Origin of the sequence: Flavobacterium branchiicola, assembly GCF_018383905.1 — a bacterium.
Taxonomy (GTDB): domain Bacteria; phylum Bacteroidota; class Bacteroidia; order Flavobacteriales; family Flavobacteriaceae; genus Flavobacterium; species Flavobacterium branchiicola.
Genome location: NZ_JAGYWA010000004.1, coordinates 256,471 through 282,580 on the forward strand (window position 1 = coordinate 256,471; position 26,110 = coordinate 282,580).

The window sequence follows — 26,110 nt, forward strand, 5'->3', positions numbered from 1 at the left end:
AAAATATTAAAAATATCTTATGAAAAAGCTTCTCCTGTTATTAATTGTTTTATGTGTTTTCGGTTGTAAAAAATATGTTGTTGCTTATGAACAGCCAACAGATATGAAACTGGATAACCTAAAACTCGAAATATTTTTGGATAAAGAGAAAGTACAGGAAATTAACTTAAAAGCAACTGAAGGATTGCCAACTTATGAAACGGCAGATCTTTCGACATCTGGTGAAGGAGAACATCTGCTTCAGGTTAAAGCAAAAGATACTACTTTTAGTTTTGAAGTAAAATATCCTGAGGAAAAATATATTAGAGTAATCACTCACTTAAATAGTAATGGCAAAATAAATATTGGAATCTTAAAGCAGAATTACAAGTTTAAATAGTAAGGATTCTACGATTTCAAAAGGTCAGCTTAACCGCAAAGAGCGCCAGGATTTTTTAACTTAAGTTGCGCATATAAACGCAAAGTTCGCAAAGCTTTGTCTAAAAAAAACTTGCGAACGCTATATAAAACGTAGCCCAAGGTTTCAACCTTGGGTTCACAAAGATTTTCCACAATATGAGTTCCCAAGATTGAAACCTTGGGCTATATTAAAATATTTTGCATTAATCTTTGCTCCCGATAGCTATCGGAATGCAATACAGATTTAAAATCCTTTTAATCCTAGTAATCTGTGGCAAAATAGTAATCGAAAAGTTTTGCTCTAACCTTTGCGAACTTTGCGGTTAAACATTTAAGATAAGAAATCCTTAAACCATAATCCGGAATTTTTGATGGTTCTTTTCTGTGTTTCAAAATCAACGTGAATTAAGCCGAATCTTGCGTTGTAACCTTCAGCCCATTCGAAGTTATCGGTTAAACTCCAGACAAAGTAGCCATCGACATTCAGACCTTCTTCTTTGGCTTTTAAAATCTGTTCCAAATGATCCTGAATAAAGTGAGTACGCTGAATGTCATGCACTTTTCCGTTTTTTATGGTATCAGGAAAGGCAGCACCATTTTCGGTAATTATAATTTTTCGGATGCCTTCGTAGCTGTTAAATCTTTTTAGAATATGATATAAAGCTGGAGGATAAACTTCCCAGCCCATTTCAGTAGAAATAACATTTCTTTTTTCGGCACTAATTAATTCAGCACCAATGTAGGGAATCAGTATAGAAGATTTTACAACTTCTCTGGTATAACATTGTAGTCCGATAAAATCAAAATCGAAAGACAGATTGTTGAGGTCGTCTTGTAAAATGTAATTGTTTAATTTTTTTAAAACCGGCAAATCTCCCTGCGGATAACCAAGTCCTAAAAGCGGTTCTATAAAAGTTCTGTTCAGTAAAGTATCAACGCGTTTTGCAGCTTCGATATCTTTTTGACTTTGAGAGAAAGGTTCAATATGAGTGCAGGAAAAAGTAGTTCCTATATTAGCATTTGGGATATTTTCTTTAATTTTTTTTGCGCCTGCAACCGTTGCCAAAGTAACATGATGCATGGCTTTTAGGTAATTTGTGATGCCTTTTTTCCCCGGAGCGTGAATACCTAAAAAATATCCGGCTCCGGTAAAAACAGAAGGTTCATTAATCACCATCCAGTTTTTTACACGATCACCAAAATGTTTCACACAAACGGCTACGTATTCTGAAAACCAGGAAACCGATTCCCGATTGGTCCAGCCGCCTTTTTCTTCAAGAGCATGTGGTAAATCCCAATGATAAAGCGTAACCCAGGGTTCAATACCTTGCGCCAGTAAAGAATCGATGATTTTATTATAATAATCAATTCCCGCCTGATTTACAGGATGAACGCCAGTTGGCATAATTCTGGTCCAGCTGATTGAAAATCGAAAATTAGGAATATTTAATTCCCGAATGAGATCGATATCGGTTTGGTAAGAATTGTAGAAATCGCAAGCAGTTATAGCGTGATGTCCATTTTTGATTTTTCCTTTTTGGGCTGTAAAAACATCCCAGATAGAAGAACCTTTTCCATCCGCATCATGTGCACCTTCAATTTGGAAAGCGGCGGTAGAAACACCCCACAAGAAATCTTCGCCAAATTGGTTTTTGTTCAGAAATGACTTTTCAATTTTATTCATTCAGGTATACTTTCCTTTATAATATGATTTATTAATGTAGGAAAGAAGATTGCATTGCTCTTAAAAAAAGCCACTCTTTGAATGAAACCAGGAAATTTAGATTAAAGAATTTCATAACTTTTAGTTTTATTCAAATTAATAAAACTAATGTGAATTAATTGTAAAGTGATTATTATCAAATGATTAAATAAGATTTAAACATGCTTTTTAATCTTCCCATCCGCAAAGCGTGAGACCGTAACCTTGTGCTTGTTTTAGGGATGTTTTTACCACTTCGTGTCGACAGGCACTTAATCCACGACAATTTTCATTGTAATGGTATTTTTTTGCTCCAGATGGTCCGCAAATAAATACATTTGATTCAGGAGGCCGAAAAGAAGTTAATAAAACAAATAAAAGAAGCAAAGTGTATTTCATTGAAAAGACTTATTTAACAATTAAACTGTATTCATTCCCATTACTATCAATCGCTTTTAGTTTTCCGTAGGAGATCCATTCTGTTTTAATTTCAATATCTGGGAGACTATCGCTAATTAATACACCGGCACCAAGTTTATCCTGAACATTGATATTCCCAAAAACCGAATCGCCTTTGGTATTGATTCCTTTTACGTCATAATTATACTCATAATGCCCCGGATTTCCTGTTCTGTACTCATAGTGATATTTTTTATCGAGATGATAGGTTTTGGCTTCTTCTGGCGTAATAGTTTTTCGATCATCTACTGTAACTGCCGCTTTGTAGAATGTACTTACTTGCTGCGGCTGCGGTGTAGTAACTCTTTTGCAGGAGAATAAAAACAGTAATAAAATTAAGGTAAAGTAGTTTTTTTGCATAGGCAATGTGAATTATGGTTTTGGTTAGAAAGTCGGAATAAATCTAGCTAGAATTATTTTCCTTGAAATGCGTACTTATACTTGATTTTAATCAGTTTCGTAAAGAGCTGCGGTTTCTAATAATTCTTTTTCATATTGATAAATATCATCAATAGATGAAATCGCAATTTTCGATTCATTTTTATTGTCATTAAAAAGGCTAATGTATTTTTTGCTGCCATTTAAATGAAGTCTTGATAAAGGTTTACGATTGTTGTCATCCAGAAGAATTCCAAAATAAGATTGTGTGTCGCGATAGACAATTCTGTTTGTTGGCAATTTTCGACGTAAAATCGCAACTACAATACGATAAGCATCAAGTTCTTCTTCAGTTGTATTGATTTTAGTATCATCTTCATCTACTGTTATTTCCTGATCTTGTTGTTTAATAGTTTCCTTTGTCAGAGCAGCATTTAAACGATCATTAATTTTATCATTGATAAATTGATTTACTGATTTCTGAACTAAATCTTTAAACTCATCAACCACTTTTTCAGTCAATCTGCCTGTATAAATTTTATTGGCAAACAATTTTGTAAAATCGGTAGAAGGCTCTTCTAATTCGGCTTTAATCAATTTTTTAATTTCTTTAATATATTTTAGGGAACTAGCATTGTTTACAATGTTATTAACATCAAAATTGGCTTTGTGAAATTTTGCAATTTCGTTGATTGTATTTTCTTTAAGATTGCAAATGTCAAATTCCAAAAAAGGCTTTTCGTCCATTTTATTCTGATCGTCCAAATCAGTAAAAAACTGATAGGTAATTCCGTTAGTTAAAAGAGCAAATCTTGTTTTTGTTACATGAAAATAACGGAATAACTGCGAATTATGAACTGTCAGTTTTTCTTTCCAGCTTTTACATTCTACAATCATTATTGGCTCTCCATCCTGAAAGATTGCGTAATCTACTTTTTCTCCTTTTTTTAAGCCAAGATCAGCTGTAAATTCGGGAACTACTTCAAGCGGATTAAAAGCATCATATCCAAGAATGTGAATAAACGGCAAAATAAAAGCATGTTTTGTAGATTCCTCGGTTTCAATTTTACTTTTTAGCTGATTTATTTTGTCTGCTAATGATTTGAGTTGAATGTTGATTTCCATGGGTAATTGATTTGAAATTATAATCCAAAAGTAAACCCAATCAAAACCAGTATTTTACGGAAATCCATAATCCATCAAAATTAAATTTCAGAAATAAAAAAAGCCCCGAAGGAGCTTGTAATAGTAGTGAAAGCAAATTTTAAACGATTCCCATATCTTTAGCAATGGCTACCAAATGAACGGTATTGTTGGCTTTAAAAAAGTCTTTTAGTTTAGACAATCTTTTTTCTATGGCGCTTTTACTATTGGGTTTTATATCAGTGCTTTTAAAAATATCGATAATGTCATCTTGTGAAGTTCCGTCAGCTAATAACTTTAGAATTTTAATATCAATATCGTCAATTTCATAGTTGTTTTTTTCCTTTAAAGCCGATGCCACTTCCATTGAAATAAACTTTTCATCAGAAGCTGAGATTAAATGAATTGCTTTTTTTAGTTCCTCAATACTATTTAAACCTTTTATGACAAAGGCGTCAATATCGGCATTCTCAAAAAGCGATTTAATACGGTAACTTTTATCTTCAACAGAATAAGCCAGAATTTTAATATCAGGCTGAATTTCGCGCACTTTCTGAACCAGTTCGTCGCCATTGGCAATTTTTATTTCGCGATGATCTGCTTTAAACGAAAGATCACTGATTAACAAATCATAAGGTTCTTTTTGATTAATTGCTGCACGTATTTTTAAAAATGCTTCGTCACAATATTTTGAATGTTGGAAATCTACAATATCTAAATCTTTAAGAACTTGTTGAATTCCTAAATTGATCGCATCAAGATCTTCTGCAATTAGTACTTTTTTGAACATAGAAAATTATTTAGGCATGGATATTTTTACTTTGAAACCTTTGTTGGGTTCAGTGTCAAAAGTAATAGTTCCTTTTATGGCCAAAATACGGTTTTCCATATTTTGCAAACCATTTTTTATAATTTTTGATTTTTCGCAGCCTTTTCCGTTATCCGTATAGTCAATAAAAGCCGTTTTTCCGTTGCTTTCAAACTTTACAACAACTAGAGGTGCGTCACTGTGTTTTTTCATGTTGACCATTAATTCTTGTAAAACTCTATAAATAGCCACTTTTTTAATATCGTCAATTACATCCCAGTTTACTTTTTCGATACCATTTATAATAACGTTTGTGTTTTCGCTATTATAAGTTGAGAGCATTTCTTTTAAGTTAATAGAATAATTTGCTTTGGTGTCAATTTCACTATTTTCTCTAGAAACTCCTCTAACGCGGGTATAAATATGATTTAATTTTTGAATTAAATTTTCTTTCACATCTGTATTTGTGAGTGATTGCGTCTGCGCAAAAGTGATGCTGTTAAAAACATCATTTGCCAGTTCATCATGAATATCTTTGGCAATTCTGGTTTCGGTATCGTAAGCCGTTTCTAATTTTATAATTCTTTTTTTGTTTTCATGGTTTTTACTTACAAAAAACAGAACTAAGCCAAGAATTATAAATCCGGAAAGAAATAAAATCTTTTCATTTTCAGATTGTTGAAGCGCAGCTTCATTTTCAGCTTTTTGCAATCGTAATTTCTGGTTTTCCTCTTTTTCCTTTTTAGAATCGTATTTGATTTTGGCAAATTTATTTTTAAAGTTGTTTCGGATTTTGATGATACTATCATTAAGAAAAACAAACTTTTGAGCATATTCAGGGTTTCCGGCTCCTGATTTATTTGTAATAAGAAAGGATAAAGCATCCAATCGTTCGTCTATACTACGCAGTTCTGTAGAAGTTTGATACGCTTCTAAGGCATATTGATTTGACTTTTGAGAATTTTTATCTGCATAATATTCGGCTAAATGCAGATTGCTGGCAATACTTCCATACGAATCGCCTGATTGTTTTCTATTAGTAAGGCTTTCATTCATTAGAGCTAAGCCTTTTTCATTTTGTCCTTTTTTGAAATAAGCAAATCCAAGATTATCCAAAACCCGATTTCTGCTTTTTTTAGAGATTTCTTTTTGAGTAAGGACAGATTCTAAAATAGCAATTGCTTTATCGTATTTTTTTTGAAGCGTGTAGAGTACAGCAATATTATTTAGTGGAGATAATTTTGCAACATCATCATTAGAGTCTTTTAAAGCTTCATTATAATAATGAATGGCGCTGTCGTAGATAAAAAGTTCTTTATCGGCAATTCCGTATAAATTATTAATTGCAGCACTGTAAATATCTTTTTTCTTTACATAAGGAAGAGCCTCAGTAAGGGTTTCTTTGCTTCCGTAATAATCACCATTGATTTGTTGAATAGATGCCATTTGCGCGAGATTGAAAATAATATTTGCACTGTCTTTTATTTTCTCATAGGTGATTTTAGACTTATTGAAATAATAAAATGCATTATTATAGTTTTTTGCTTCAAGTTGTGCAATTGCTTTATCTCTCAGAACGAGCCCTTGTTCTTTTATTTGGTTATTATTGCCATTGGTTTTTGTTTTTTCTTTGCAGGAAAAAACAAATAGTAAAATAAAAATATAAAAAAACGGGGACCGTATCATAAATGGTACTTTCCCCGAATGTAAGAATTTAAAGAATATTATTTCTTTTTATTTGTTATTTTTTTGGTGGCGGAATAACAATTATATCATCTTCCGGACCAGTTGCCTGCGTAGTGTTCGCCGGAATAGGTTCTTTTTTTATCTCTGTTTTAGTTGCAGGAGTTTCTAATTCATCAGCAGTACAAGAAAATAAAGTAGTTGACAATAGGACACACGCTCCCAATAAATATAATGTTTTCATTTTTTTTATGATTTAAAAGTTGAACATGGTATTGCTGTTCAGAACTATTCTGAATCTTGTTAAGGCAACACCAATTTTGTTTGGGAAGTGAAGTGCGTAGAACTATAAAATTTTATTTATACTTCCCGGAATAAACTCCGTTTTACGGTTTTCCGCACTTTTTAATAGAACCAGTTTTGTACATTTGTTTTTGACCTGCAGATCAAAACGATAACTGGTTTTGTTGAGGCAAAGTAACAACCGTTTTAAGCCTGTATCGTTCAGAAAGTCAGGAAAGTCGAATGATTTTTTTTAAAGTCAGTGTAAGTTTTAGAAGGTCACAAAAAGTCGCAAAAAGTCGAGAAAAGTACATTAGAAAAAGTTTTAAAAAGTCAAAAAGCGTATGTCAAACTATACTTTTGAAGATTATAAAAATGCTATTAAAGCAAAATATGAAGAGGAAAAAAATGGAGATTATTCAAATAATTTGAATTCTCCTACATCAGCAAATCTTAGAAATTTGTGTGTAAAAAGATTTGATGCAAATAATAGTAAAGATGACTTAATTGCTTTTCAATCTTTTTTTGATTTTCCATTCGATAAGGATAAAAAAAACTTGTTTGGAGATGATGAGCTGAATAAATTAGAAGCAGTTAAGAGGTTTTTTTTAGGTAGAACTGACAAACCAGCCGAAGACACTATTCAATTAGCGGCAATATTGGTAGACCTTCAGCCAAGACCTTTTAAAGAGTTTAAAAAACAACATGATGCAGAAGATGTAAAAATGTTAAATAAACTTAGAAACAATCTTCCTGAAAAAGAAGTTTTAGCTAATGAAGCTATAGAAGAAAAGAAACCTGAAAGTATTATGGATTCATTTGCAAGTTTTCCTGATGAAGAACCTGAACTGGTAGAACCTGAGAAAATAGTACTAAAGCCAACAACAATACAATCACTTGTTGATATTGGGGAGAAACCAAAACCACCCAAACCACCATCAACCAAATCAAGATATTTTGCAATTGCAGGTGGTTTATTCTTATTGTGCCTTTTAGTATATTACGTATCAACGCAAAACCAATGCATGCAATGGACTGGAGATCATTATGAAAAAGTAGATTGCGATTTAAAAATTGAAGGCATAGGAACAGCAGCTCATATAGAAATTCTGGACAAAAGCCTTGTGAACCTGCAGAAAGTAAATGCTTGTGATACCACAACTTATTTTGATAAAAACGGAACAGCAATTATTTGGTATGCCAAAACAGCAAATGGCATTGATTTTTTTAATAGTCATGGCAGACATCCTGAAAGCGGTAATTCACTTAAACCTGTTACAGAATATATTTTAGGTAAATATGTCTATGGAAAAGGCCTTAAGTGTGAATAGAAAATAAAAAACCTCCAAAAAATATATTTTGGAGGTTTTAAGAAGTTGATTATTCTGTTATTCCTGATCAGATTTATAACTGGTATCCTGAGGAAATAAAATACTGTTTAATCTCGTGTCTCTGTTATAAACATCAGCATAAAAATTAATTTCACCGTCGCGGGTTACCCAGGCGGTAAAATAACCAATATAGATAGGCACTTTTTTAGGAAGCATAAACGGTAATTCTTTTACACCGCCCATAGCCTCATTAATTTTTTCAGTCGTCCATTCCGGATAATCTTTTAGCATAGAAATGGCAAGATCTTTTGCTTTCTCAACATTTATACAACCGTGACTAAAAATACGTTTCTCAAAGCCAAAAAGTGTTTTAGAAGGTGAATCATGCATATAGATATCATTTGGATTTGGGAACATAAATTTTACTAAACCTAAAGCATTGTCAGGACCTGGTTTTTGGCGAACTCTTCCTTTGCTCATTTCCATATTATGATCTGCCAGATAATTTTTATCTTCCGCCATTTTAAGCTTTAGCTCATTATCAACAATACTTTGCGGAACCGTCCAGTACGGACTAAAAACGATTCGGTCTATTTGTCCGCTAAAAATGGTTGTTTTGGTTAATGGCGTACCAATAAAAACTTTTGATACAATATCGAAATTTCCATTCCTAACAAAATAAAGCATAAAAGACGGAATATTGACCATCACATATTCGCTCTGTTTTTCTAACTGCGGAGGAATCCATCGGCAACGTTCCATATTAAGCATCAGTGTTTTAATACGATCTGTAATCGGTTCATTCATTTGATCGATATGCTCTTTTGCAATAATATAATTTGGTGTTAGAGCATGGCGTAATTTGTATTTCATTACACCATCCATTAATTCCTGATCGTAAAAATTACTTTTAGAATCTTTAGCCAAATCACCAATCAAGGCAAGACGTTCCCTAACCTGTCCAATTGTTGCAGAAGTATCATCCGGTCTTAAATCTTTGAACGGAATATCCATTGTAATGGTTTTCCAGCCATTAGTTTTCTGAATGGCAAGATATTTTTTTAAAGCATCCTGAAGTTTATAATATTGGCTAAACAATGCATTTTTGTTTTTATCCAGTAATTCAGGATTCGTAAAAATGGAGTCTAATAAAGATTCGTAAGATATTTTTTTCTTAGGTAAGTACCATTCGATTTTTTTCTGTCCTTCGGCACTCATTCCCTCAAATACATTTTTTGCATATAGAATGTACATCGAACTCAATAAAAATTCAGTATCAGATTGCGAAACTTTTTCTGTTCCTTCTTCATTAAAAATAATATCATATTTTTTCTTATAGGGAATTTTAATTTCGACCCCTTCCTGATAACTTGCATTGAGTTTATTATACAAGAGATAGGCGAACTCCGTTATATCATCTCCATCGTACCAAATAGATTTATAGCCTTTGTCTTTATAAAGCGTGGCAACATCATTTTGATACGGTTTTAAATCAGAATATTTTTTAAAAAAAGCAACTAGTGCTGCATTGTCGATTGCAGGGCCGCCATAATTTACAGGAAGTTCTTTGTCTAAATAGCTAATCGCTTTTTTTAGATCATTGTTGGAATAGGTAAAAGTGGTAACAAAAAAAAGGCTCAGCAAAAGAATTGCTGCTCGGGTAAAGTTTTTCATTTTTTTATGTTTTACGTTACTAAATCTTAGAAAAAAATACAAAACGAAATATAAAAAATGACTTGGGGGCAGGCTGATATTTTAAAGTAGGTTTTCTAAATATCACCCAAATTTATAAAAAATATCTTAATATTTTATTTTTTTATGAGGTGAAAATGGCAGCAATTTTTAGTTTTTTTAGATTAAAAAGTTAAAATGAAAAAAAACTGCTTTTTGGTAATTTTTTAAAAGAAAAATTTCGATTTTCTTTGTTTGGTTTTGCTGCGTATAATTTTAATTTGTTCGATATGAATAATTTAATCAAGTGTAATAAAATATTTGCTACATTTATATTAACTTAGTTTAACATATTTTTTAACAATACTTTTAATTTGAAGTAAAAGTCCTTTTGATTGTTAAAAAGATTTTTTTCAGGCTTTCGCCGAAAGCTGTTAATGCCGCATATCCAGTTGTTTAAATAAAAATAATTAAATGCCAATGAATTATTTTTTAGCGAAGAAAAAGCAATTTAGATGTATCATTTTGAGTTTGGTCATTCTTGGACCTGCTATTGGTTTTGCACAGCTGGAAAATGGAAAAGAAGCAAGAAGCATAACACTTGAAGAAGCAACGTCATTAGGAATTCAGAATAACAGAAGACTAAAAATGGCAAATGTAGATGTTGCCATTGCCAATGAAAATGTTGATCAGGCCAAAATAGCAAAAGTTCCCAGAATAGGTTTAAATGCCGGATACAACTATATCGGAAATCCTGTTTTATATGAGGGATTTTATGAAAACAGAGTTGAGGTTGATTATTACAATCATCAGGGATTTGCCAACATTGTTTCCTCTGTGCCGATTTATGCCGGCGGAGCGATAAATGATAAAATCGACCAACAAAAACTGATTTCTCAAATGCAGGAAACGGTAGTTAAAATGACCGAAGCCGAAGTTAAAAATGCTATAGCCGAGTATTATTTTACGCTCGAAAAATTATACCGTCAGATCGAAGTTACCAAACAAAATATCATTAATACCGATCTCCGTATAAGTCAGTTAAAGTCCAGAGTGGCAAACGGACAAAATCTGAAAAGTGATTTGTTGAGAACGGAATTACAGCAATCTAATTTTAAAGTTTCGGTTTTTAGAAGTACCAATAATGTCGAGCTTTTTAGTAATTATCTGGATATATTAATTGGGCTTCCAACGAATACAATTTTGAAACCTGAAGTCAACGAAAGCATGATTCCGACAGCCGATGTTGATTTACAGCAAAGTCTATCGGAAGCTTTTCAAAACCGAATGGAAATAAAAAGAGCCGAATTAAATGTCAAATTATCAGAGTCTTCTTTAAGTCTTACCAAAAGTGGATTTAAACCCAATATAAATGCGAGCCTTATACTAAATTCTGAATATCCGGCGCAATGGCCAAGTTACCTTAATATTGTTAATTTTTGGGCAGCGGGACTTTCTTTAAATTGGGATGTTTCCAGTTTTTACAATATAAAACACCGTATTAAAGCAGATAAGTTTCAAATAGATAAAAATAGTATTGCCTTAGATGCTACAAAAGATCAGATTGACCGCGAAGTAAAAACCGCTTTTATACGATTTGCTGAGAGCAAAAAAAATATTACAACCTATCAAAAAGATGTGGAATTGTCACTCAGTAATTACAAGATTGTCAAAAGTCGTTACGATAATGATTTTGCTTTAATCAGTGATATGGTTGATGCTGAGCTTCAGTTAAACAATTCAAAAATATCATTGGTCAATGCCAATTTAGATTTAATAATTCAATATTATTCTTTGCAGTATGCAATGGGCAAACTCTAAATAAAAGTAATATGAGCGAAGAAACTACGCCAGGTGAAATTCAGAAATCGGATAAAAAAAGAAATACAGTTTTAACCGTACTGTCTTTTATTTTTTTAATCGCAGGAGCTTTCTGGATTTTAAGCTTGTTTTTTGATTTCAATAATCATGAATCGACCAATAATGCACAGGTTGAGGCTTATATGAATAATGTAACTGCCAGAGCAACGGGGCATATTAAAGAAATTAGGTTTGAGGCCAATCAGCTTGTTCATGAAGGAGATACGTTGGTTATTCTAGATGATGCAGAATATGCCATAAAAGTAAAACAGGCCGAGGCCGATTTGGCTGTAGCCGAAGGAAGTCTTCATTCGCTGGAACAAACTATAATTACTTCGATCTCGAATCAGGCAGCGAGCAAAGCAAAACTGGCGGGAGATCTGGCCAATTTACAAAAGGCAGAAAAAGATTATCAGCGATTTAAAAATATGTATGCAGACTCGGCCGTAACGCGTAATCAGTACGATCAGGTAGTTTCAAAAATGCATTCTGATGAAGCTTATCTCAAAGCCGGACAAAAAGAATTGGAAGCCAGTACTTCGATAACTAAACAAAGCAATATAAATCTGGAATCGGCACGAGCTACTGTTAACCGAAAAAAGGCCGACCTCGATGCGGCAAAACTGCAGTTTTCGTATACCAGTATTATAGCGCCAACAAATGGTTTTGTAGGAGAACGTAATTTGTCAATAGGCGAATTAGTTAATGCAAATCAGATCGTGGCGACTATTGTTTTAAATCAAAAAATATGGGTTTCAGCTAATTTTAAAGAAACTCAGATTGAACGAATAAAACAAGGACAACAAGTTGTTATAACAATTGATGCCCTTGACGGAAAAGAATTTAAAGGAAAAGTAGTCGATTTTTCACCTGCAACGGGCGCGAAGTTTTCGATGGTAGAACCGGATAATTCAACAGGGAATTTTGTGAAAATAACCCAAAGAATTCCCGTAAAAATTGAATTTGAAGCTTCCGCTAAAGATTTAGAAGAAGTAAAACCGGGAATGAATGTAACTGTTGATGTAAAAAAATAAAAGATGATCGCAGGAAAAAAAGGAAGTCTGTTTACCCTTATAGGATTATATGTCCTTACAATTCCTTTTTTTAATGGTATCAACGTAACCTCTTATGATAACTCGCAGATTTTGGGACATTTTGGAGAATCAACAACGGCATTTACCTATTCGTTATACATTCCTATTTTTGCCATGCTGGCTTTTTTGCCTTTAGGATTAAAACTAGGGAAACAAATTCCGGTGCGAACACTTATTTTATCGGCCAGTTTTTTATCTATAATATTTAATACCGCGACATTGTTTGTAACATCGATCGAGTGGTTTACTTTTTTCAGATCTTTATTAGCAGTGGTTTCTGTCGTTGGAATTTTTGCTTCAATGATTCCTATCTTATTAAAGTACAATCCGGTTTTTAATATGGCTTTGCTGTACGGAATTCTTCAGTTTATCCAGAAAGGAAGTCAGCATGTGTATCAATTTTTAGGCGCACATTTTACCAGTTTTTACAATTGGACTTTCGGAATTTACTTTCTCAATATTAATTTTCTTATCGGAATTATTTTGGCGTGGTATTTCTATAAAGCCGATGTTGCGCCCATGAAAGGAAAGTTTCAGTTTGACTGGAGAGGCTGGCTAATCATGATTTTATTTTTTATGGTGATTCTTTTTCTGTGTGCAGAAGGTCAAAGTCGTAATTGGTTAAGCGATCCGCAAGTACAATTGGCCTGTGCTTTTCTGTTTCTGTTGGCAGGAATTTATTTGCTCCATGTTCGTTATACCGAAGATCCTATAATTGATCCTGCTGTTTATCGTCATAAAAATGTAGTGATTGGTGCTTTTGTGATGTTTTATATTGGTGTAATGAACGGGACTGGAACTGTAGTGAAAGGATATATGGATAACGTTCTCGGATTTGATTCTGTAACCAGTTCACAAACACATCTTGCCTTGCTAATTGGTATTTCGATTGCCATGCCATTATCAACATATCTGTTATACAAACGAATTTATCTGGCTACCATTTTTATTACTGGTTTTGCCTGTTTTGGATTATATCACTTCATTCTGTTTTTTAGGTTTTATCCCGGAATCGATACAACCGATTTCTTTCTGCCGCTTATTTTTAAAGGATTAGGAACAGGTTTTCTTTTTCCGATTTCGCTATTATATATTTCAGAAGGAGTTCCGCCAAAACTAAGCGGATCGCGCATGATGAGCGGAATTATTGCGCAGGCAGTTATCGCATCCTTACTCGGGAGCGCCATTTTAGGAACCTACATTTCAAATCTGAACGTACAACATAAAACAGGACTTAGTCAGCAGCTTTCAGGTTTGAATCAGGAAGCTCAAAAACAATTAACAAGTACTAAAAATAAATTTTTATACATGGGATTATCTGAGGCTGAAGCGCAGAAAAAAGCAGAAAAAAGTTTGTCCAATCAAACGGCTCAGGCTTCTGTTTTGCTGGCGTATAAAGATATATATCTGGTAATGGCAGCAATTTGTTTTCTGCCCGTATTTATCATTCTGTTGTTTAGACTTTGGCGCAGACCAATTGGCAGAGTAGAGGTAGAACCAATACCGGTTTAAAAAGTTGAGGTATAAGGTATTTGAATTCTTTTTAATTTAAAATAGAGTTAGAAGTATGGAATTAAAAAATGATCGGTTTTTCTATCGTTTCTGGACCAGAGAAAGTGGTATGAGCTGGATGTTGCTTTTGCTTTTTAGCATGCATTTTATTGCAATTCCTTTATTTGGAAGTTACCTGTCGTTTATGGTAATTCTAAGTGTTTTTTGGATGTTATTTCTGCTCGCAGGAATTGTTTCTCTGGCAAAAGATAAAAAACAGGCGCTCCGCATTTCAGTTATTCCGTTCTTATTTATTTTGTTCGAATTAATCAGCTTTTTTAAGAAAGATGATTTTATTCTAACAATAGATTTTTGCCTGTCTGTACTTTCTATATTTCTTTTGATTGTATTGGTTTTAGCCAAAGTTCTGGAACCCGGTCCGGTAAACAAGCATCGAATTGTGGGTTCGATTGTAGTTTATATGTTGTTGGTAAATCTTTGGAGCATTATGTATCTGTTTATTTTCAATCATATCGACGGAGCGTTTCAAATGCCCGATATCAAATTTGAAATGAACAGTAAGCAGGCTAATTTTTTATATTTCAGTTATATCACAATTACTTCTACGGGATTTGGAGAAATATTACCGCTTCATCCTTTGGCAAGATCACTGGTTCAGTTAGAAGTTTTAACGGGCGTTTTATACCCTGTAGTTTTAATCGGAAGATTGGTGGCTGATGCGACTTTTTCCAGAGATAAAAAGCTAAATTCTTAAGAAACAAACAAATCGAATTATATATCTAATTAAAAAGAATAAAAATGGAAAATTCTAATCTTACCAAACGAAAAGAACTCTTTGGCACTATTTTACAATTGGTTTTTGTTTTGCTTATTGTGGGTTTTTGTTTAATGCTGCTGCTGCCTTTTTTCATGCCAATACTGTGGGCAATAATACTGGCAGTGATTTTTTATCCCTTTTTTAATTTCCTTCAGGGAAAATTAAAAGGAAGAAAATCTCTGGCATCTGTACTTATTACAGTTACAATAGTTGCCCTGATGATTTTACCTGTTATTTATTTTTTGAGTTCAGCAATTAGTAATTTTTTAGAATTAAAAAACAGTTTTGATGCCGGAACACTTAAAATTGCACCGCCGGGTGAAAGTATAAAAGACTGGCCAATTATAGGAAAACCGCTCTACGAGTTTTTGCATTTACTGTCTTCTGATTTGCAAAAAGGAATGGTTAAGTACGATGTACAAATAAAAGAAATGTCAAAAAAAGTGATGGAGAGTGTACTAAGTTCCGGAATGGCTTTTCTGCAATTTATTCTTTCTGTAATTATTGCCGGAATTTTATTAGTTTCAACTGATGCAAGGAATATGGTTATAAAACTGCTTAAAAAAATAGCAGGAAACAAAGCCGAAGAAATTGAAGTAATTACCGTTTCAACGATTCATCAGGTGGTAAAAGGAATTCTTGGCGTAGCGGTTATTCAGACTATTATTCAGGCAGTTGGTTTATATATGGCAGACATTCCTTATGCCGGATTGTTAACGCTGATTTGTCTTATTTTCTCCATTTTGCAAATTGGTCCAATCATTATAAATATTGGGGTGATTATTTATCTTTTTTCTTTGGGAGATTCAGGTCACGCTATTTTCTGGACGATATTCTTTATCGTGAGCGGACTTTCTGATAATGTTTTAAAACCACTTTTATTAGGAAAAGGCGCTTTGGTACCCATGCTGATTATTTTTCTGGGTGTAATTGGCGGTTTTATAATGTCAGGATTTATCGGTTTGTTTGTCGGGCCAATAGTATTTTCTATCGGTTACAAATTATTTATTGCCTGGCTGGATGACCAGCCCGCTGAAAGTAGTTTATAAAGTACTAACTGATTGGTAATTCAGTTGAATTGCCAATCAGTTTTTTTAGACTATTGGAATATAAATATCAAAAATAGCACCTTTATTAAGTTCTCCGGTTGCGGTGATAATTCCGTTATGATTTTCGACAATCTTTTTTACAATTGCCAGTCCAATTCCGGTTCCGGTATATTCGATTTTTCCATGAAGACGCTGAAATACTTCAAATATTTTGGAGCTGTATTGTTGTTCAAAACCAATTCCGTTATCAGAAATTTTAATATGGCAATACATTTGTCCCTTTACAAGTGCCGGATTATTTAGTGCTTCAGCTTTTTCAATTTTACTATTAATTTCGATGCGAGGCAAAACATCCGGATCTGAAAATTTAAGTGAATTACTTACCAGATTATACAACAATTGTCTGAACTGAAACGGAATAATCTTTACTTCGCAGTTTTCTCCGGAAATTATTACAGCATTTTTTTGTTCCAGTTCTTCTTTTAAATCTTCCTTTACATCTTCAATTATTTTAGAGAGTTCCGTTTTTACAAAGACTCTTTCCTGAATATTGGTGCGCGAATAGGAGAGAAGATCATTAATCAGTGTTTGCATGCGCTGTGCTGCATTTTGCATACGCTGAAATTTTTCTTTTCCGTTATCAGATAAATTCTGGTATTCTTTTTCTATAATTTGAGAAACAAAAGTCTGAATTTTTCGAAGTGGTTCCTGCAAGTCATGACTTGAAATATACGCAAACGACTGAAGTTCCTGATTCATCTTTTCGAGCTCCGTATTTTTTTGTTCCAATTCCAAGGCATTCAGCTTTATTTTATCATCGGCTTTCTTTTTTTCCGAAAGATCGTGTGTCACTTTAGAAAAACCAATAACCTGATTTTTTTTATTATGAACAGCCGTAATTACTACACTTGCCCAAAAGAGGGTTCCGTTTTTACGCACGCGCCAGCCTTCCTGTTTTGCTTTTCCCTGTTCGATAGCACGGTTTAAAAGCGTTTGCGGAAGATTTATTTTTCGATCTGCTTCGGTATAAAAAACAGAAAAACTCTGTCCTATAATTTCTTCGGCTTTATAACCTTTAATTTTTTCAGCTCCTAAATTCCAGTTTTCAACAACACCTTCCTGATTAAGATATAAAATCGCATAATCCTGAACTTCTTCAACCATTAAGTGATAACGTTCTTCACTTTTTTGAAGCGACTCATTCATAACAATAAGCTCTCTGGTTCGGGCGGTTACTTGTTGTTCAAGTTCGTGTGTAAAAGCTTTTTCGGTATGAATATCGGTAAAAGCACCAACCCATTTAATGATTTTGTTATCATTAAAAACAGGCTCGCCAATTACGGTATGCCATCTGTAGTTGCCATCATATCTTTTTATACGAACATCACATTTGTAAATTTCGCCTGTTTTTAAACTATGCCCCCAAATTTTCGCATTTTCGTCATAATCATCAGGATGAATCATGGCTCTCCACACTTCTTCTCCCGCGGGCTGAATTCCGGTATATTCTAACCATTTTCCGGAAGCAAAGAGAGAATTTCCATTCTCATCTGTTTCCCAAATTAATTGCGGAATACTTTCCGTTAAGGAGCGAAAACGTTTCTCACTTTTTTCCAGTTCCTGCTGATAATTTTTTTCTTCGGTAATATCTCTTACTGTCCCCAGCAATTTTACCGGATTTTTTTCAGCATCAAAAAAGACTTTTCCTTTGGCCTCAATCCAGTGAATCGACTTATCGCCCCAGATTACTCTTAATTCGTAATTTATTATGCCCGTAACTAGTGCTTCATTGTAAGCCTGATTTCGTACCGATAAATCATCAGGATGAATATAAGTAAGTATTTGCTCGTGCTTTAGATCGATATGGCTTTTATTGCCTGTAACAATTTCAACATAGCGATCAGAATAATGAATCTTATTTTCTTTTAAATTTAATTCCCAGGTACCAAGTTCGCTGGCTTCAACAATAATTTTCAGCCTTTCTTCGTTGAGTTCAATTTTTTTGCGGACTTCAACTTTTTCACTGACTTCGGTAACTGTTACAATTATTCCTGAGATTTCTCCATTTTCTTCTTTCAGCGGATTATAAAGAAAATCAAAAAAGGAAGTCTCCAGTTTTCCAAAGCGTTTTAACGGAACCGGGACTTCGTTTCCATGAAATGGGATTCCGGTGGTAAGTACATTATTCAGAAGCTCATTTACGCTTTCTTTTACTTCAGGCAATGAATCAAATAAAGGTCTGCCAACAAAAGTTTCTTCATCCCGGTCAACCAATTTTAAATAGGCATCATTGGCCATTTCAACCATAAAATCACGGCCACGCAAAATAGTAATTCCTATTGGCGCTTGTTTTACAGTATCTCTAAAACGTTTGTCTGCTTCTTCTATTTTTTTCTTGGCAAGATTTAAATCTGTCAGATCGACTCCGGTATTCATTACGCCAAAGACATTTCCGTTGGTATCATAAAGCGGGGTAAGACTGTAGTTGAAGTAAAAGGTGTCGAGTTTTCCATCGACAACCAGATCTAATGGAGTATTTTTGGTGTGGAACGATTGACCGGTTTCAAACACAGTATTAATTTGTTCAAATACCAATTGATTATCCAACTCCGGAACCACATCTTTAAACGATTTTCCGATTACATCATTTCCTTTTCCCCAAATTTTAATTATAGATTCGTTTGCCAGTTCTACAATCATTTCTTTTCCTGCATATACCGCAATCGGAAAAGGTGCATTTTCTACTAATTGTCTAATTTTTTGTTCACTATCTTCAATCTTTTTTCGACCCAGAATTTGAGTGGTTTTTTCGGTAGTTTCTACTACAGTTACTAAAATTCCACCAACTTTTCCATCTACTTTTTTGATTGGAGTATAAGAGAAATTAAAATAGCATTCTTCATCAAATCCGTTTCTGTTTAATATTAATTTTAAATCAGAAAAACCGACCGCTTTACCGTTCATCACATCGTTGAACATTGGACCTATTGTATCCCAGATTTCCGAAAATGTTTCCCGCGAACTGTTTCCTAAAGCTTCAGGATGTTTATTTAAACCTAAAATAGGTCGAAAAGCATCATTGTAAAGTTGTGTAAAATCGTCACCCCAGGCGATATACATTCCAATAGGATTGTTAAGCATGATAGCAGCTACTGTGCAAAGACTTTGTGGCCAGACGTCAGGATTTCCTAAAGAAGTTTTGCTCCAGTCTTTAGCACGAATAAGTTCTCCCATTTCGTCACCGCCTTCCAAAAAATAGTATTCTTCATTTATACGGCTCATGCTGTTAAACTAATTAAGGTTGAAGAATAAAATGTTCACGTGAAGGTTGTTCTGAACTGTTTGTTTCTGCAATCGCTTTGCCGATTACATCTCGTAATTTATAAAAATCACCAGGTTTACGAATATAATGAGTTGCCCCTTTTTGATACATCAAATCAACAATTTCAGTATCGAGAGAAGTAGAAAAGATAATTATAGGAAGTTCTTTTAATACATCGATTTCTTTAATTTCTTTGAGACATTCATGACCATTTTTACGAGGCATGTTTAAATCAAGAAAAAGAATATCAGGTAAATTGTTTGTCGAATTTTCTGCTAAATAATTCATCAGCTGCACACCATCATTAACCGTTACAAGTGTTACAGGAAGCAATAATTCATCAAGAGCTTCTTTAAAAAAAGAGCAATCGTCATCGTCATCGTCTGCTAGTAAAAGATTATAATGCTGTTTGTTCATTTGGTAGTAGGATGTAATTTAGTTTTAAAGGCGAATTTTTATAAAAAAAAGAGAATAAATTTAAATGTATTCGACTAGTTTACGGGGCTGATTTATTATCAATAAACGGCTTTTTTATCTGCTAATATAACGCTAATTTTTCAGGAAATTATTAATTTTAAGTAGCTATATTAATATATCAGCCATAAAATCCATAATTGAAAGCTTTTAACGTTTGCATTTCCTTTTTAAGAAAAGAAAGAAGTAAGATTATTTTTAGCAATAAAGAGTCGGTTTTTTGCTTTTCATTTTCATTTAAGAGCATTTTTTTAGAGAAATTGTTCGATAATTTAATTTTTATCGTTAATTTTAAAGGATAGTTTTAAATACTTAAATATATGAAAAACAGTACATTAAAAGGGGTTTTGTTGTCAGGTGTTTTAACTTTAATATTAGCCTGTAACACAAAAAAAGAAGAACCTGTTGTGGTTGATAAAGAAGCGATAAAAAAGGAAATCCAGGCTAAGGAAAATGACTTTGCCAGAGTTTATAATTCTGGAGAACTTACGAGTGTGGGCTATTATGCTGACGATGCTATAAGTTACTATCAAAACCACATTCCTTTGGTAGGAAAAGCTAATATCGTAGAATTTTTGAAGGAAAATGTCGGATCAAAATCAGATCAGATTGCATTTAAAACAGGTGAAATTTTTGTGTCAGATGATGGAAATCAAGTAGTAGAAACAGGTGCTTTTGAAGTTACAGATTCTACAAAAACCATTATAAATACAGGAAACTATATGAGTTTGTTTGTTAAGAGAGATGGTAAATATGTCTGTGTAAGAGATATGAGCGTTTCAGATCAATAATATATTGTGTACATAAAAAAAACAGATTGGATGAAATTTAATTTTCATATCCAATCTGTTTTTTTGTGCTTTTATGTTTTATTAGCGTCTGCGTCCTCCGCCGCCTCCGCCAAAGCCACCGCCGCCACTAAAACCTCCTCCACCGCCAGATCTGGTTCGGCCTCCGGAATTAAAATTCGAAGAACTGCGATTTGATGATGATGGTGATGAAAAGCTGCGATCTGATGTTCCTGCCGATGGTCTGCTTGCAGATGAACCTCGATTAGAGCTTCTGTCTGAAGTTCCTGCGGAAGCTCTGTTTGAAGTTCCTGTAGAAGCCCTGTTAGAAACTCCTGTAGAAGCACGATTTCCAGTTGATGCTCTGTCTGATACTCCTGCACCAGCTCTATTGGAAACGCCTGTATTAGTTGCTCTGTTTGAGACACTATTTCCATAACGTCCACCATTGTTATTCCGTGCAACAGTATTCGATCTCGATCTGTTGCTATTGTAATGATTAATGCTGTTTCTGTTATTGATCACAATATTATTGTGTCCGCCATAATGACCTCCGTGATAGCCATAATGCCCACCGTGATACCAATGATTATGACGATAAATTCCTACTGCCAAAACGGTAAAGGCAGCAAAGTAAGGAGGATAATAGCCATAGTAATAGGGTGGATAATAAGGTACATAAGCAGGAGAATATACATATTGAACAATTGGTGCCTGCTCAATAATTACTGTAGTTGCGGGAGAACTTACAGTAACAGGATTATCACCTTTGTAAGCCGGATTTGCAGTTACTGCGGCGACATCTTTTTTGGGTTCAATAACATAATTTTTTCCATAGAGATCTTCATCCCCAACAATTTGTAATGAAACCTTGCCATTTTTATCTTTGTCAACCAATATTACGGCTACGTCCTGATTTTCGCTTTTACTAACTGCGACCTGAAGAACAAAAGTATAGGAGTTGTCTTTTTTGTTGGTAACTACTTTTATAAAATCGACCTTTTTATCAAGGTTGAGATCCAGATTATTAATTCCTGTTTCTTTAAGGTTTAATTTTTTTTCAAAATCTTCAATAGTTTTTGATTTTTGAAAGAGAGCCAATACCGCATAGAGATCTAAGTTATCTCCGGGCAAGCCTAGAGGAGGCTCTGTATCTTCTTCCGCTTGAGAGAATACGGATGGACTAGTTAAACTTATTCCAACCACTAAAAACAAGAATAGAATTTTTTTCATAATATGTGGATTTTTATATTGCTACTGCAAGTTAATTAATATTATGCAGATAAAAAAGCTTTGAATTTAATTTTGAGTAGGTAAGGGTCTTTAAATCAGTATTTTAATTTTCCTCTTTTAAACGAAAGCCAATGTGTAGTGCATTTTTTAAAATATGCGGCTTTTGTAATATGGAACCTGATTCTCTTTTGTTACCTCAAAATGGAGTGTTCTATTAAGATTTTAAACAGGCTTTTATAGTATTTATTTTCATTAAGGCAAAATTAAATAGATCTTATTATGTTGTTTTTTAGACTTTTAAGGTGTCTGTGCTGTTAATTGCTGAACTACATTTGCACCTGAAAATGAATAGCTATTAAGCTTACTTTAAAATTTAAATACCACATTATGAAAATTTTCAATTTTGCCTTATTTATTTTTGTTTCTTTTTTTGGAACTCCAAAAAATATGCTTAACAAAGAAGATTTATCAAGTTCTGATATGGAACGATTTAGCACTCAGCTTACCGAAGTTAAAAAGGTCATCAGTTCCAACCCTTCTTATAGTTCTAAAATTGCTTTTTTTGTTGATATGAAAATCAAATCCGGAAAAAACCGATTCTTTGTTTATGATCTGGTAAATAATAAAATTATAGATGAAGGACTTGTAGCACATGGTAGCGGCTCGGAAACTTCAATTAAAGGAGAATTAAAATTTAGTAACGAACCCAATTCTAATGCCACTTCTCTGGGATGTTATGCTGTTGGGAAATCGTATAAAGGGATATTTGGAAAAGCGTACAAGTTATCAGGTTTAGAAGAAACAAACAGTAATGCCTTTAAGAGAGCTGTAGTTTTGCATTCTTATTCTGCAGTTCCAGAAATGGAGCAGGATTATTATATCTCCAGAAGTAAAGGTTGTCCGATGGTGAGTGAAGTCTTTTTTGAAAGACTCGAAAAAATCATAGACAGTTCAAAATCTAATATTATTTTAAGTATATATTATTAAGCAATTGGTTTTTAACAGTTGCTGGTGAGTTGAGTGTGAAATTTAAAAACAGAGTATATGTAGTGTAGAAAGTTGTTGTGTTTTTTTAAGCCTGTAGAATTATATTTTACAGGCTTTTTTTATGGATTGAATTGACTGACAAGTATTTTAAAACGAAAAAAGGGTAAAAGGTAAATTGTTTTTGCTAAAAAAAAACAAATAATAAAAGAATGTTCATTCATTTATTATTTTATCTTTGTCAAAAAATAAGCTATGAGAGTAAGAGATATCGACAAAGAAAAACTGGTAATTGAAATGGCGATCGATCAGATCGTACAGGAAGGATTTCAAGGATTTAGTATGAATAAGCTAGCGAAGGCTTGTTCGATTTCTGTTGGTACACTCTACATTTATTATGCTGATAAAGATGATTTAATTCAGAAAATAGGAGCCAGTATGGCGCTGAAGTTTTTTACAAGAACAATAAAAGACTTTTCGCCTGAAATGTCATTCGAAGAAGGTTTGTGGAAACAATGGGAAAACCGCGCCAACTTTGCAATGAAATATCCTAAAGAAGTTGCCTTTTTTGAGATCATCAAACATTCGCCGCATGGAGAAATCATTTTAGATTCTATAAAAGAATTTGCTGATTTCAGAGCAATAATGACCCAATTTACCGATAATGCATTACGAAACAAAGAACTTCTCCCAATGAGTTTTGAGGCATTTTGGTGTGTGGCTTACGGACCATTATACACTTTGTTAAACATGCATGCCGAGAAAAAAAGTATGGGCGGGAAACCTTTTGTACTTACTAAAGAAATTATGAAAGAAGCTTTTACAGCTACAATTAAAGGACTTAAACCATGAGAAACTATGGAAACAGATTTAAATACAATACATATATTTAAAACCAACATTAGTGCAATTGACTCCAATTGCGCGGCACATTCCGCACTAAACAATCACGAAGAGATACAACAATGGAGTATTGATTGTGAAGATATAGACTGCGTTCTTCGTGTGGTTTCAGAACAATTAAAACCAGAAGAAATTATAACCTTAATAAGTGATTTAGGCTTTGAATGCCAGGAATTATCTTAAATAAAATTCAACATTAAAAAGTGGAAAAAACTACTATAGAAAGCCCGGCTTTCACCTTACATCAAAAAATAATTATTGCCATACTGGCGCTTTTACAATTTACGGTCATACTCGATTTTGTTGTAATTTCTCCTTTGGGAGATATACTAATGAAAAAATTAGATATGACGACCTCAGATTTCGGTTTTGCAGTTTCGGCTTATGCTTTTAGTGCCGGTATTTCCGGACTTTTGGCAGCAGGATTTGCAGATAAATTTGACAGAAAAAAACTGTTGATTTTCTTTTACATCGGATTCATTATCGGAACCGTTTTTTGCGCATTGTCTTCAAGTTATCATATGCTGCTTATGGCGCGAATTTTTACCGGACTTTTTGGAGGCGTCATAGGTTCGGTTTCATTAGCAATCGTAACCGATTTATTCGTCATTCATCAACGCGGACGTGTTATGGGATTTATTCAAATGGCTTATGCATCAAGTCAGATTCTCGGTATTCCAATGGGATTGTATTTTGCCAATCACTGGGGCTGGCACTCCACCTTTATTATGATTGCCGTTTTAGGTTTATTGATTCTAGCGGCGGTTTTAACGCAATTGCCTGCAATTACAAAACACTTAGAATTACAATCGGATAAAAGTCCGTTTTTGCACCTTTGGCATACCTTGAGCAACAAACAATATCAGGTTGGTTTTGCTGCCATTGCTTTTCTTTCTATTGGAGGTTTTATGCTTCAGCCATTCGGGAGTGCTTTTTTAGTAAACAATATTCATATCAGTCAGGAAGAACTTCCAATGGTATTTTTCTTTACCGGACTTTCAGTTCTTTTTATTATGCCACTTGTTGGGAAACTAAGTGATAAAGTAAGTAAGTTTAAATTGTTTGCCGCAGGATCTGTACTTTCAGTAATTATGATTTTAATTTATACTAATCTAAGTCCCATTCCGCTTTGGCAAGTTGTAGTCTTAAATATGATTTTGTTTATGGGAATCATGAGCCGAATGATTCCGGCTACAACCTTAAACACTGCAATTCCGGAGATGAAAGACCGCGGTGCTTATATGTCAATAACTTCTTCACTACAGCAAATTGCGGGTGGAATAGGTGCAGTAAGCGCCGGATTTATTGTACATCAGCAAACCAAAACATCACCATTAGAACATTATGATATGTTGGGTATTGTAGTGTCAATCGTAACTTCATTTAGTATATTTCTTATCTGGAGAGTTAGTAAACTTGCCAATGAAAAATCTAAAGAAGGAAAGATTTAATTATCATTAACCTGTTGGGTGAAATTCAACAAAATTTAATTTTAATACATAGATACATAGTTTTTCTTGTCCACAAAGGGCGTTTCACTTTTTTAAATAAACATAGCTATGTGTGAAAACTAGTTTTTTCTTTAACCTTTTTTTTCTTTTAAAACTAAAATCTATTGTTTCTATGTGTTAAAAAATAATTTCACCCAACGAGTTATCATTATTAAAATAAACAAAAAAGCTTGTCTGTAGTAGACAAGCTTTTTTGTTTTTTGGACTATTTCTCTTTTAGTAATTTTTCTAAATATTCAAGTTTGTCTTTTTCCGATTGAAGAAGACGCTCGTAGAGTTTTTCATTTTTATCTACAATTTCCATTAATTTATCTAATGGATTGAAAGTGCATTCATTATTATATGCACCATTTCCAAAACTACTGTTTGAAACGGTTTCATTAAAAGTATTAAAATAATTAATCATACCTTCTTCCGAAAAGTTTTTAATAGCTTCAACTGTTACACCAAGTGCTTTAGCCACTTCTATAAGTCTTTCTTCTTCTATAGTTTCGCTGTTTTCTATAGCCGAAATAGTTTGCTGACTAATGCCTAAAGCCTGCGCCAAAGCTTCCTGTTTCATATCACGAAGTTCACGAATACGGCTTATTTTTCGCCCTATATGATTTGGTTTTGTTAGTGTGCTCATAATTCAAAGATAATAATTAAGTGTGAAAAACTTTAACTGGTAAAAAACTTATTTAACCAGTGCAATACCAGCCCAACAG

The 26,110-nt window shown here is 33.5% G+C and carries 24 protein-coding genes; 12 read left to right on the forward strand and 12 right to left on the reverse strand.

Annotation, left to right across the window (positions count from 1 at the left end):
* Window positions 1–19 precede the first annotated feature (19 nt).
* Window positions 20–379: a hypothetical protein gene (locus tag KHA98_RS11195; RefSeq protein ID WP_213258016.1), complete on the forward strand. Its 360-nt coding sequence runs from the start codon at window positions 20–22 to the stop codon at window positions 377–379.
* A gap of 351 nt (window positions 380–730) precedes the next feature.
* Here the strand turns inward: KHA98_RS11195 and KHA98_RS11200 are convergent, their stop codons facing one another.
* From KHA98_RS11200 to KHA98_RS11230, 7 genes are all read right to left on the reverse strand, one after another.
* Window positions 731–2,083 (reverse strand): GH1 family beta-glucosidase, encoded by a 1,353-nt coding sequence (locus KHA98_RS11200; RefSeq protein WP_213258017.1) that lies wholly within the window; start codon window positions 2,081–2,083, stop codon window positions 731–733.
* A gap of 207 nt (window positions 2,084–2,290) precedes the next feature.
* Complete coding sequence (locus KHA98_RS11205) at window positions 2,291–2,500, reverse strand: hypothetical protein (protein ID WP_213258018.1); 210 nt, start codon at window positions 2,498–2,500, stop codon at window positions 2,291–2,293.
* Between the two features lie 9 nt (window positions 2,501–2,509).
* Window positions 2,510–2,920 (reverse strand): hypothetical protein, encoded by a 411-nt coding sequence (locus tag KHA98_RS11210; RefSeq protein WP_213258019.1) that lies wholly within the window; start codon window positions 2,918–2,920, stop codon window positions 2,510–2,512.
* Window positions 2,921–3,007: 87 nt separating this feature from the next.
* Window positions 3,008–4,063 (reverse strand): type I restriction endonuclease, encoded by a 1,056-nt coding sequence (locus tag KHA98_RS11215; RefSeq protein WP_213258020.1) that lies wholly within the window; start codon window positions 4,061–4,063, stop codon window positions 3,008–3,010.
* Between the two features lie 139 nt (window positions 4,064–4,202).
* A complete protein-coding gene (locus KHA98_RS11220; protein ID WP_213258021.1) occupies window positions 4,203–4,871 on the reverse strand; it encodes a response regulator in 669 nt (222 codons plus the stop codon).
* Window positions 4,872–4,877: 6 nt separating this feature from the next.
* Complete coding sequence (locus KHA98_RS11225; RefSeq protein ID WP_213258022.1) at window positions 4,878–6,575, reverse strand: tetratricopeptide repeat-containing sensor histidine kinase; 1,698 nt, start codon at window positions 6,573–6,575, stop codon at window positions 4,878–4,880.
* A 55-nt stretch (window positions 6,576–6,630) separates the two neighbouring features.
* Window positions 6,631–6,816: a hypothetical protein gene (locus KHA98_RS11230; RefSeq protein ID WP_213258023.1), complete on the reverse strand. Its 186-nt coding sequence runs from the start codon at window positions 6,814–6,816 to the stop codon at window positions 6,631–6,633.
* 382 nt (window positions 6,817–7,198) lie between these two features.
* Here KHA98_RS11230 and KHA98_RS11235 point away from each other — a divergent pair, with 382 nt between their 5' ends.
* A complete protein-coding gene (locus KHA98_RS11235; RefSeq protein ID WP_213258024.1) occupies window positions 7,199–8,185 on the forward strand; it encodes a hypothetical protein in 987 nt (328 codons plus the stop codon).
* 57 nt (window positions 8,186–8,242) lie between these two features.
* Here the strand turns inward: KHA98_RS11235 and KHA98_RS11240 are convergent, their stop codons facing one another.
* On the reverse strand, window positions 8,243–9,859 hold the full coding sequence (locus tag KHA98_RS11240; RefSeq protein ID WP_213258025.1) for a L,D-transpeptidase family protein: 1,617 nt from the start codon (window positions 9,857–9,859) through the stop codon (window positions 8,243–8,245).
* Window positions 9,860–10,336: 477 nt separating this feature from the next.
* Here KHA98_RS11240 and KHA98_RS11245 point away from each other — a divergent pair, with 477 nt between their 5' ends.
* From KHA98_RS11245 to KHA98_RS11265, 5 genes are read left to right on the forward strand one after another with little or no spacing between them, the layout of a single operon-like run.
* Window positions 10,337–11,677: a TolC family protein gene (locus KHA98_RS11245; RefSeq protein ID WP_213258026.1), complete on the forward strand. Its 1,341-nt coding sequence runs from the start codon at window positions 10,337–10,339 to the stop codon at window positions 11,675–11,677.
* Between the two features lie 11 nt (window positions 11,678–11,688).
* Window positions 11,689–12,750: an HlyD family secretion protein gene (locus tag KHA98_RS11250; protein ID WP_213258027.1), complete on the forward strand. Its 1,062-nt coding sequence runs from the start codon at window positions 11,689–11,691 to the stop codon at window positions 12,748–12,750.
* A gap of 3 nt (window positions 12,751–12,753) precedes the next feature.
* Window positions 12,754–14,322 (forward strand): efflux MFS transporter permease, encoded by a 1,569-nt coding sequence (locus tag KHA98_RS11255; protein WP_213258028.1) that lies wholly within the window; start codon window positions 12,754–12,756, stop codon window positions 14,320–14,322.
* 55 nt (window positions 14,323–14,377) lie between these two features.
* Window positions 14,378–15,076 carry an ion channel gene (locus KHA98_RS11260; protein WP_213258029.1) on the forward strand — a complete coding sequence of 233 codons (699 nt, stop codon included), beginning with the start codon at window positions 14,378–14,380 and terminating at the stop codon, window positions 15,074–15,076.
* A 44-nt stretch (window positions 15,077–15,120) separates the two neighbouring features.
* On the forward strand, window positions 15,121–16,188 hold the full coding sequence (locus tag KHA98_RS11265) for an AI-2E family transporter (protein WP_213258030.1): 1,068 nt from the start codon (window positions 15,121–15,123) through the stop codon (window positions 16,186–16,188).
* Between the two features lie 45 nt (window positions 16,189–16,233).
* Here KHA98_RS11265 and KHA98_RS11270 read toward each other — a convergent pair whose 3' ends face one another.
* Both KHA98_RS11270 and KHA98_RS11275 read right to left on the reverse strand, forming a co-directional pair.
* Window positions 16,234–19,470 carry a PAS domain-containing sensor histidine kinase gene (locus KHA98_RS11270; protein ID WP_213258031.1) on the reverse strand — a complete coding sequence of 1,079 codons (3,237 nt, stop codon included), beginning with the start codon at window positions 19,468–19,470 and terminating at the stop codon, window positions 16,234–16,236.
* 13 nt (window positions 19,471–19,483) lie between these two features.
* Window positions 19,484–19,927, reverse strand: a complete 444-nt coding sequence (locus tag KHA98_RS11275; protein WP_213258032.1) for a response regulator — start codon at window positions 19,925–19,927, stop codon at window positions 19,484–19,486.
* A gap of 377 nt (window positions 19,928–20,304) precedes the next feature.
* Between KHA98_RS11275 and KHA98_RS11280 the strand changes: the two genes are divergently transcribed.
* Window positions 20,305–20,775 carry a YybH family protein gene (locus KHA98_RS11280; RefSeq protein WP_213258033.1) on the forward strand — a complete coding sequence of 157 codons (471 nt, stop codon included), beginning with the start codon at window positions 20,305–20,307 and terminating at the stop codon, window positions 20,773–20,775.
* A gap of 81 nt (window positions 20,776–20,856) precedes the next feature.
* Here the strand turns inward: KHA98_RS11280 and KHA98_RS11285 are convergent, their stop codons facing one another.
* On the reverse strand, window positions 20,857–22,005 hold the full coding sequence (locus KHA98_RS11285) for a hypothetical protein (RefSeq protein WP_213258034.1): 1,149 nt from the start codon (window positions 22,003–22,005) through the stop codon (window positions 20,857–20,859).
* A gap of 387 nt (window positions 22,006–22,392) precedes the next feature.
* On the opposite strand from KHA98_RS11285, the gene KHA98_RS11290 reads away from it, so the two are divergent.
* From KHA98_RS11290 to KHA98_RS11305, 4 genes are all read left to right on the forward strand, one after another.
* Window positions 22,393–22,992: a murein L,D-transpeptidase catalytic domain-containing protein gene (locus tag KHA98_RS11290; protein WP_213258035.1), complete on the forward strand. Its 600-nt coding sequence runs from the start codon at window positions 22,393–22,395 to the stop codon at window positions 22,990–22,992.
* Window positions 22,993–23,244: 252 nt separating this feature from the next.
* Window positions 23,245–23,841, forward strand: coding sequence for a TetR/AcrR family transcriptional regulator (locus KHA98_RS11295; protein WP_213258036.1), 597 nt, complete (start codon window positions 23,245–23,247; stop codon window positions 23,839–23,841).
* A gap of 6 nt (window positions 23,842–23,847) precedes the next feature.
* On the forward strand, window positions 23,848–24,075 hold the full coding sequence (locus KHA98_RS11300; protein ID WP_213258037.1) for a hypothetical protein: 228 nt from the start codon (window positions 23,848–23,850) through the stop codon (window positions 24,073–24,075).
* Between the two features lie 20 nt (window positions 24,076–24,095).
* Entirely contained in the window at window positions 24,096–25,343 is a 1,248-nt protein-coding gene (locus KHA98_RS11305) for an MFS transporter (RefSeq protein ID WP_213258038.1), read from the forward strand.
* A gap of 265 nt (window positions 25,344–25,608) precedes the next feature.
* On the opposite strand, the gene KHA98_RS11310 is transcribed toward KHA98_RS11305, so the two are convergent.
* A complete protein-coding gene (locus KHA98_RS11310; RefSeq protein ID WP_213258039.1) occupies window positions 25,609–26,031 on the reverse strand; it encodes a helix-turn-helix domain-containing protein in 423 nt (140 codons plus the stop codon).
* Between the last annotated feature and the right edge of the window lie 79 nt (window positions 26,032–26,110).

Bases quoted from the DNA above. Each gene is read 5' to 3' on its own strand.
- KHA98_RS11225 (WP_213258022.1), bottom strand. From the start codon at position 6,575: ATGATACGGTCCCCGTTTTTTTATATTTTTATTTTACTATTTGTTTTT.
- KHA98_RS11295 (WP_213258036.1), top strand. From the start codon at position 23,245: ATGAGAGTAAGAGATATCGACAAAGAAAAACTGGTAATTGAAATGGCG.
- KHA98_RS11245 (WP_213258026.1), top strand. From the start codon at position 10,337: ATGAATTATTTTTTAGCGAAGAAAAAGCAATTTAGATGTATCATTTTG.
- KHA98_RS11240 (WP_213258025.1), bottom strand. From the start codon at position 9,859: ATGAAAAACTTTACCCGAGCAGCAATTCTTTTGCTGAGCCTTTTTTTT.
- KHA98_RS11255 (WP_213258028.1), top strand. From the start codon at position 12,754: ATGATCGCAGGAAAAAAAGGAAGTCTGTTTACCCTTATAGGATTATAT.
- KHA98_RS11280 (WP_213258033.1), top strand. From the start codon at position 20,305: ATGAAAAACAGTACATTAAAAGGGGTTTTGTTGTCAGGTGTTTTAACT.
- KHA98_RS11230 (WP_213258023.1), bottom strand. From the start codon at position 6,816: ATGAAAACATTATATTTATTGGGAGCGTGTGTCCTATTGTCAACTACT.
- KHA98_RS11215 (WP_213258020.1), bottom strand. From the start codon at position 4,063: ATGGAAATCAACATTCAACTCAAATCATTAGCAGACAAAATAAATCAG.
- KHA98_RS11205 (WP_213258018.1), bottom strand. From the start codon at position 2,500: ATGAAATACACTTTGCTTCTTTTATTTGTTTTATTAACTTCTTTTCGG.
- KHA98_RS11285 (WP_213258034.1), bottom strand. From the start codon at position 22,005: ATGAAAAAAATTCTATTCTTGTTTTTAGTGGTTGGAATAAGTTTAACT.
- KHA98_RS11290 (WP_213258035.1), top strand. From the start codon at position 22,393: ATGAAAATTTTCAATTTTGCCTTATTTATTTTTGTTTCTTTTTTTGGA.
- KHA98_RS11310 (WP_213258039.1), bottom strand. From the start codon at position 26,031: ATGAGCACACTAACAAAACCAAATCATATAGGGCGAAAAATAAGCCGT.
- KHA98_RS11220 (WP_213258021.1), bottom strand. From the start codon at position 4,871: ATGTTCAAAAAAGTACTAATTGCAGAAGATCTTGATGCGATCAATTTA.
- KHA98_RS11210 (WP_213258019.1), bottom strand. From the start codon at position 2,920: ATGCAAAAAAACTACTTTACCTTAATTTTATTACTGTTTTTATTCTCC.
- KHA98_RS11270 (WP_213258031.1), bottom strand. From the start codon at position 19,470: ATGAGCCGTATAAATGAAGAATACTATTTTTTGGAAGGCGGTGACGAA.
- KHA98_RS11275 (WP_213258032.1), bottom strand. From the start codon at position 19,927: ATGAACAAACAGCATTATAATCTTTTACTAGCAGACGATGACGATGAC.
- KHA98_RS11250 (WP_213258027.1), top strand. From the start codon at position 11,689: ATGAGCGAAGAAACTACGCCAGGTGAAATTCAGAAATCGGATAAAAAA.
- KHA98_RS11195 (WP_213258016.1), top strand. From the start codon at position 20: ATGAAAAAGCTTCTCCTGTTATTAATTGTTTTATGTGTTTTCGGTTGT.
- KHA98_RS11260 (WP_213258029.1), top strand. From the start codon at position 14,378: ATGGAATTAAAAAATGATCGGTTTTTCTATCGTTTCTGGACCAGAGAA.
- KHA98_RS11200 (WP_213258017.1), bottom strand. From the start codon at position 2,083: ATGAATAAAATTGAAAAGTCATTTCTGAACAAAAACCAATTTGGCGAA.
- KHA98_RS11265 (WP_213258030.1), top strand. From the start codon at position 15,121: ATGGAAAATTCTAATCTTACCAAACGAAAAGAACTCTTTGGCACTATT.
- KHA98_RS11300 (WP_213258037.1), top strand. From the start codon at position 23,848: ATGGAAACAGATTTAAATACAATACATATATTTAAAACCAACATTAGT.
- KHA98_RS11235 (WP_213258024.1), top strand. From the start codon at position 7,199: ATGTCAAACTATACTTTTGAAGATTATAAAAATGCTATTAAAGCAAAA.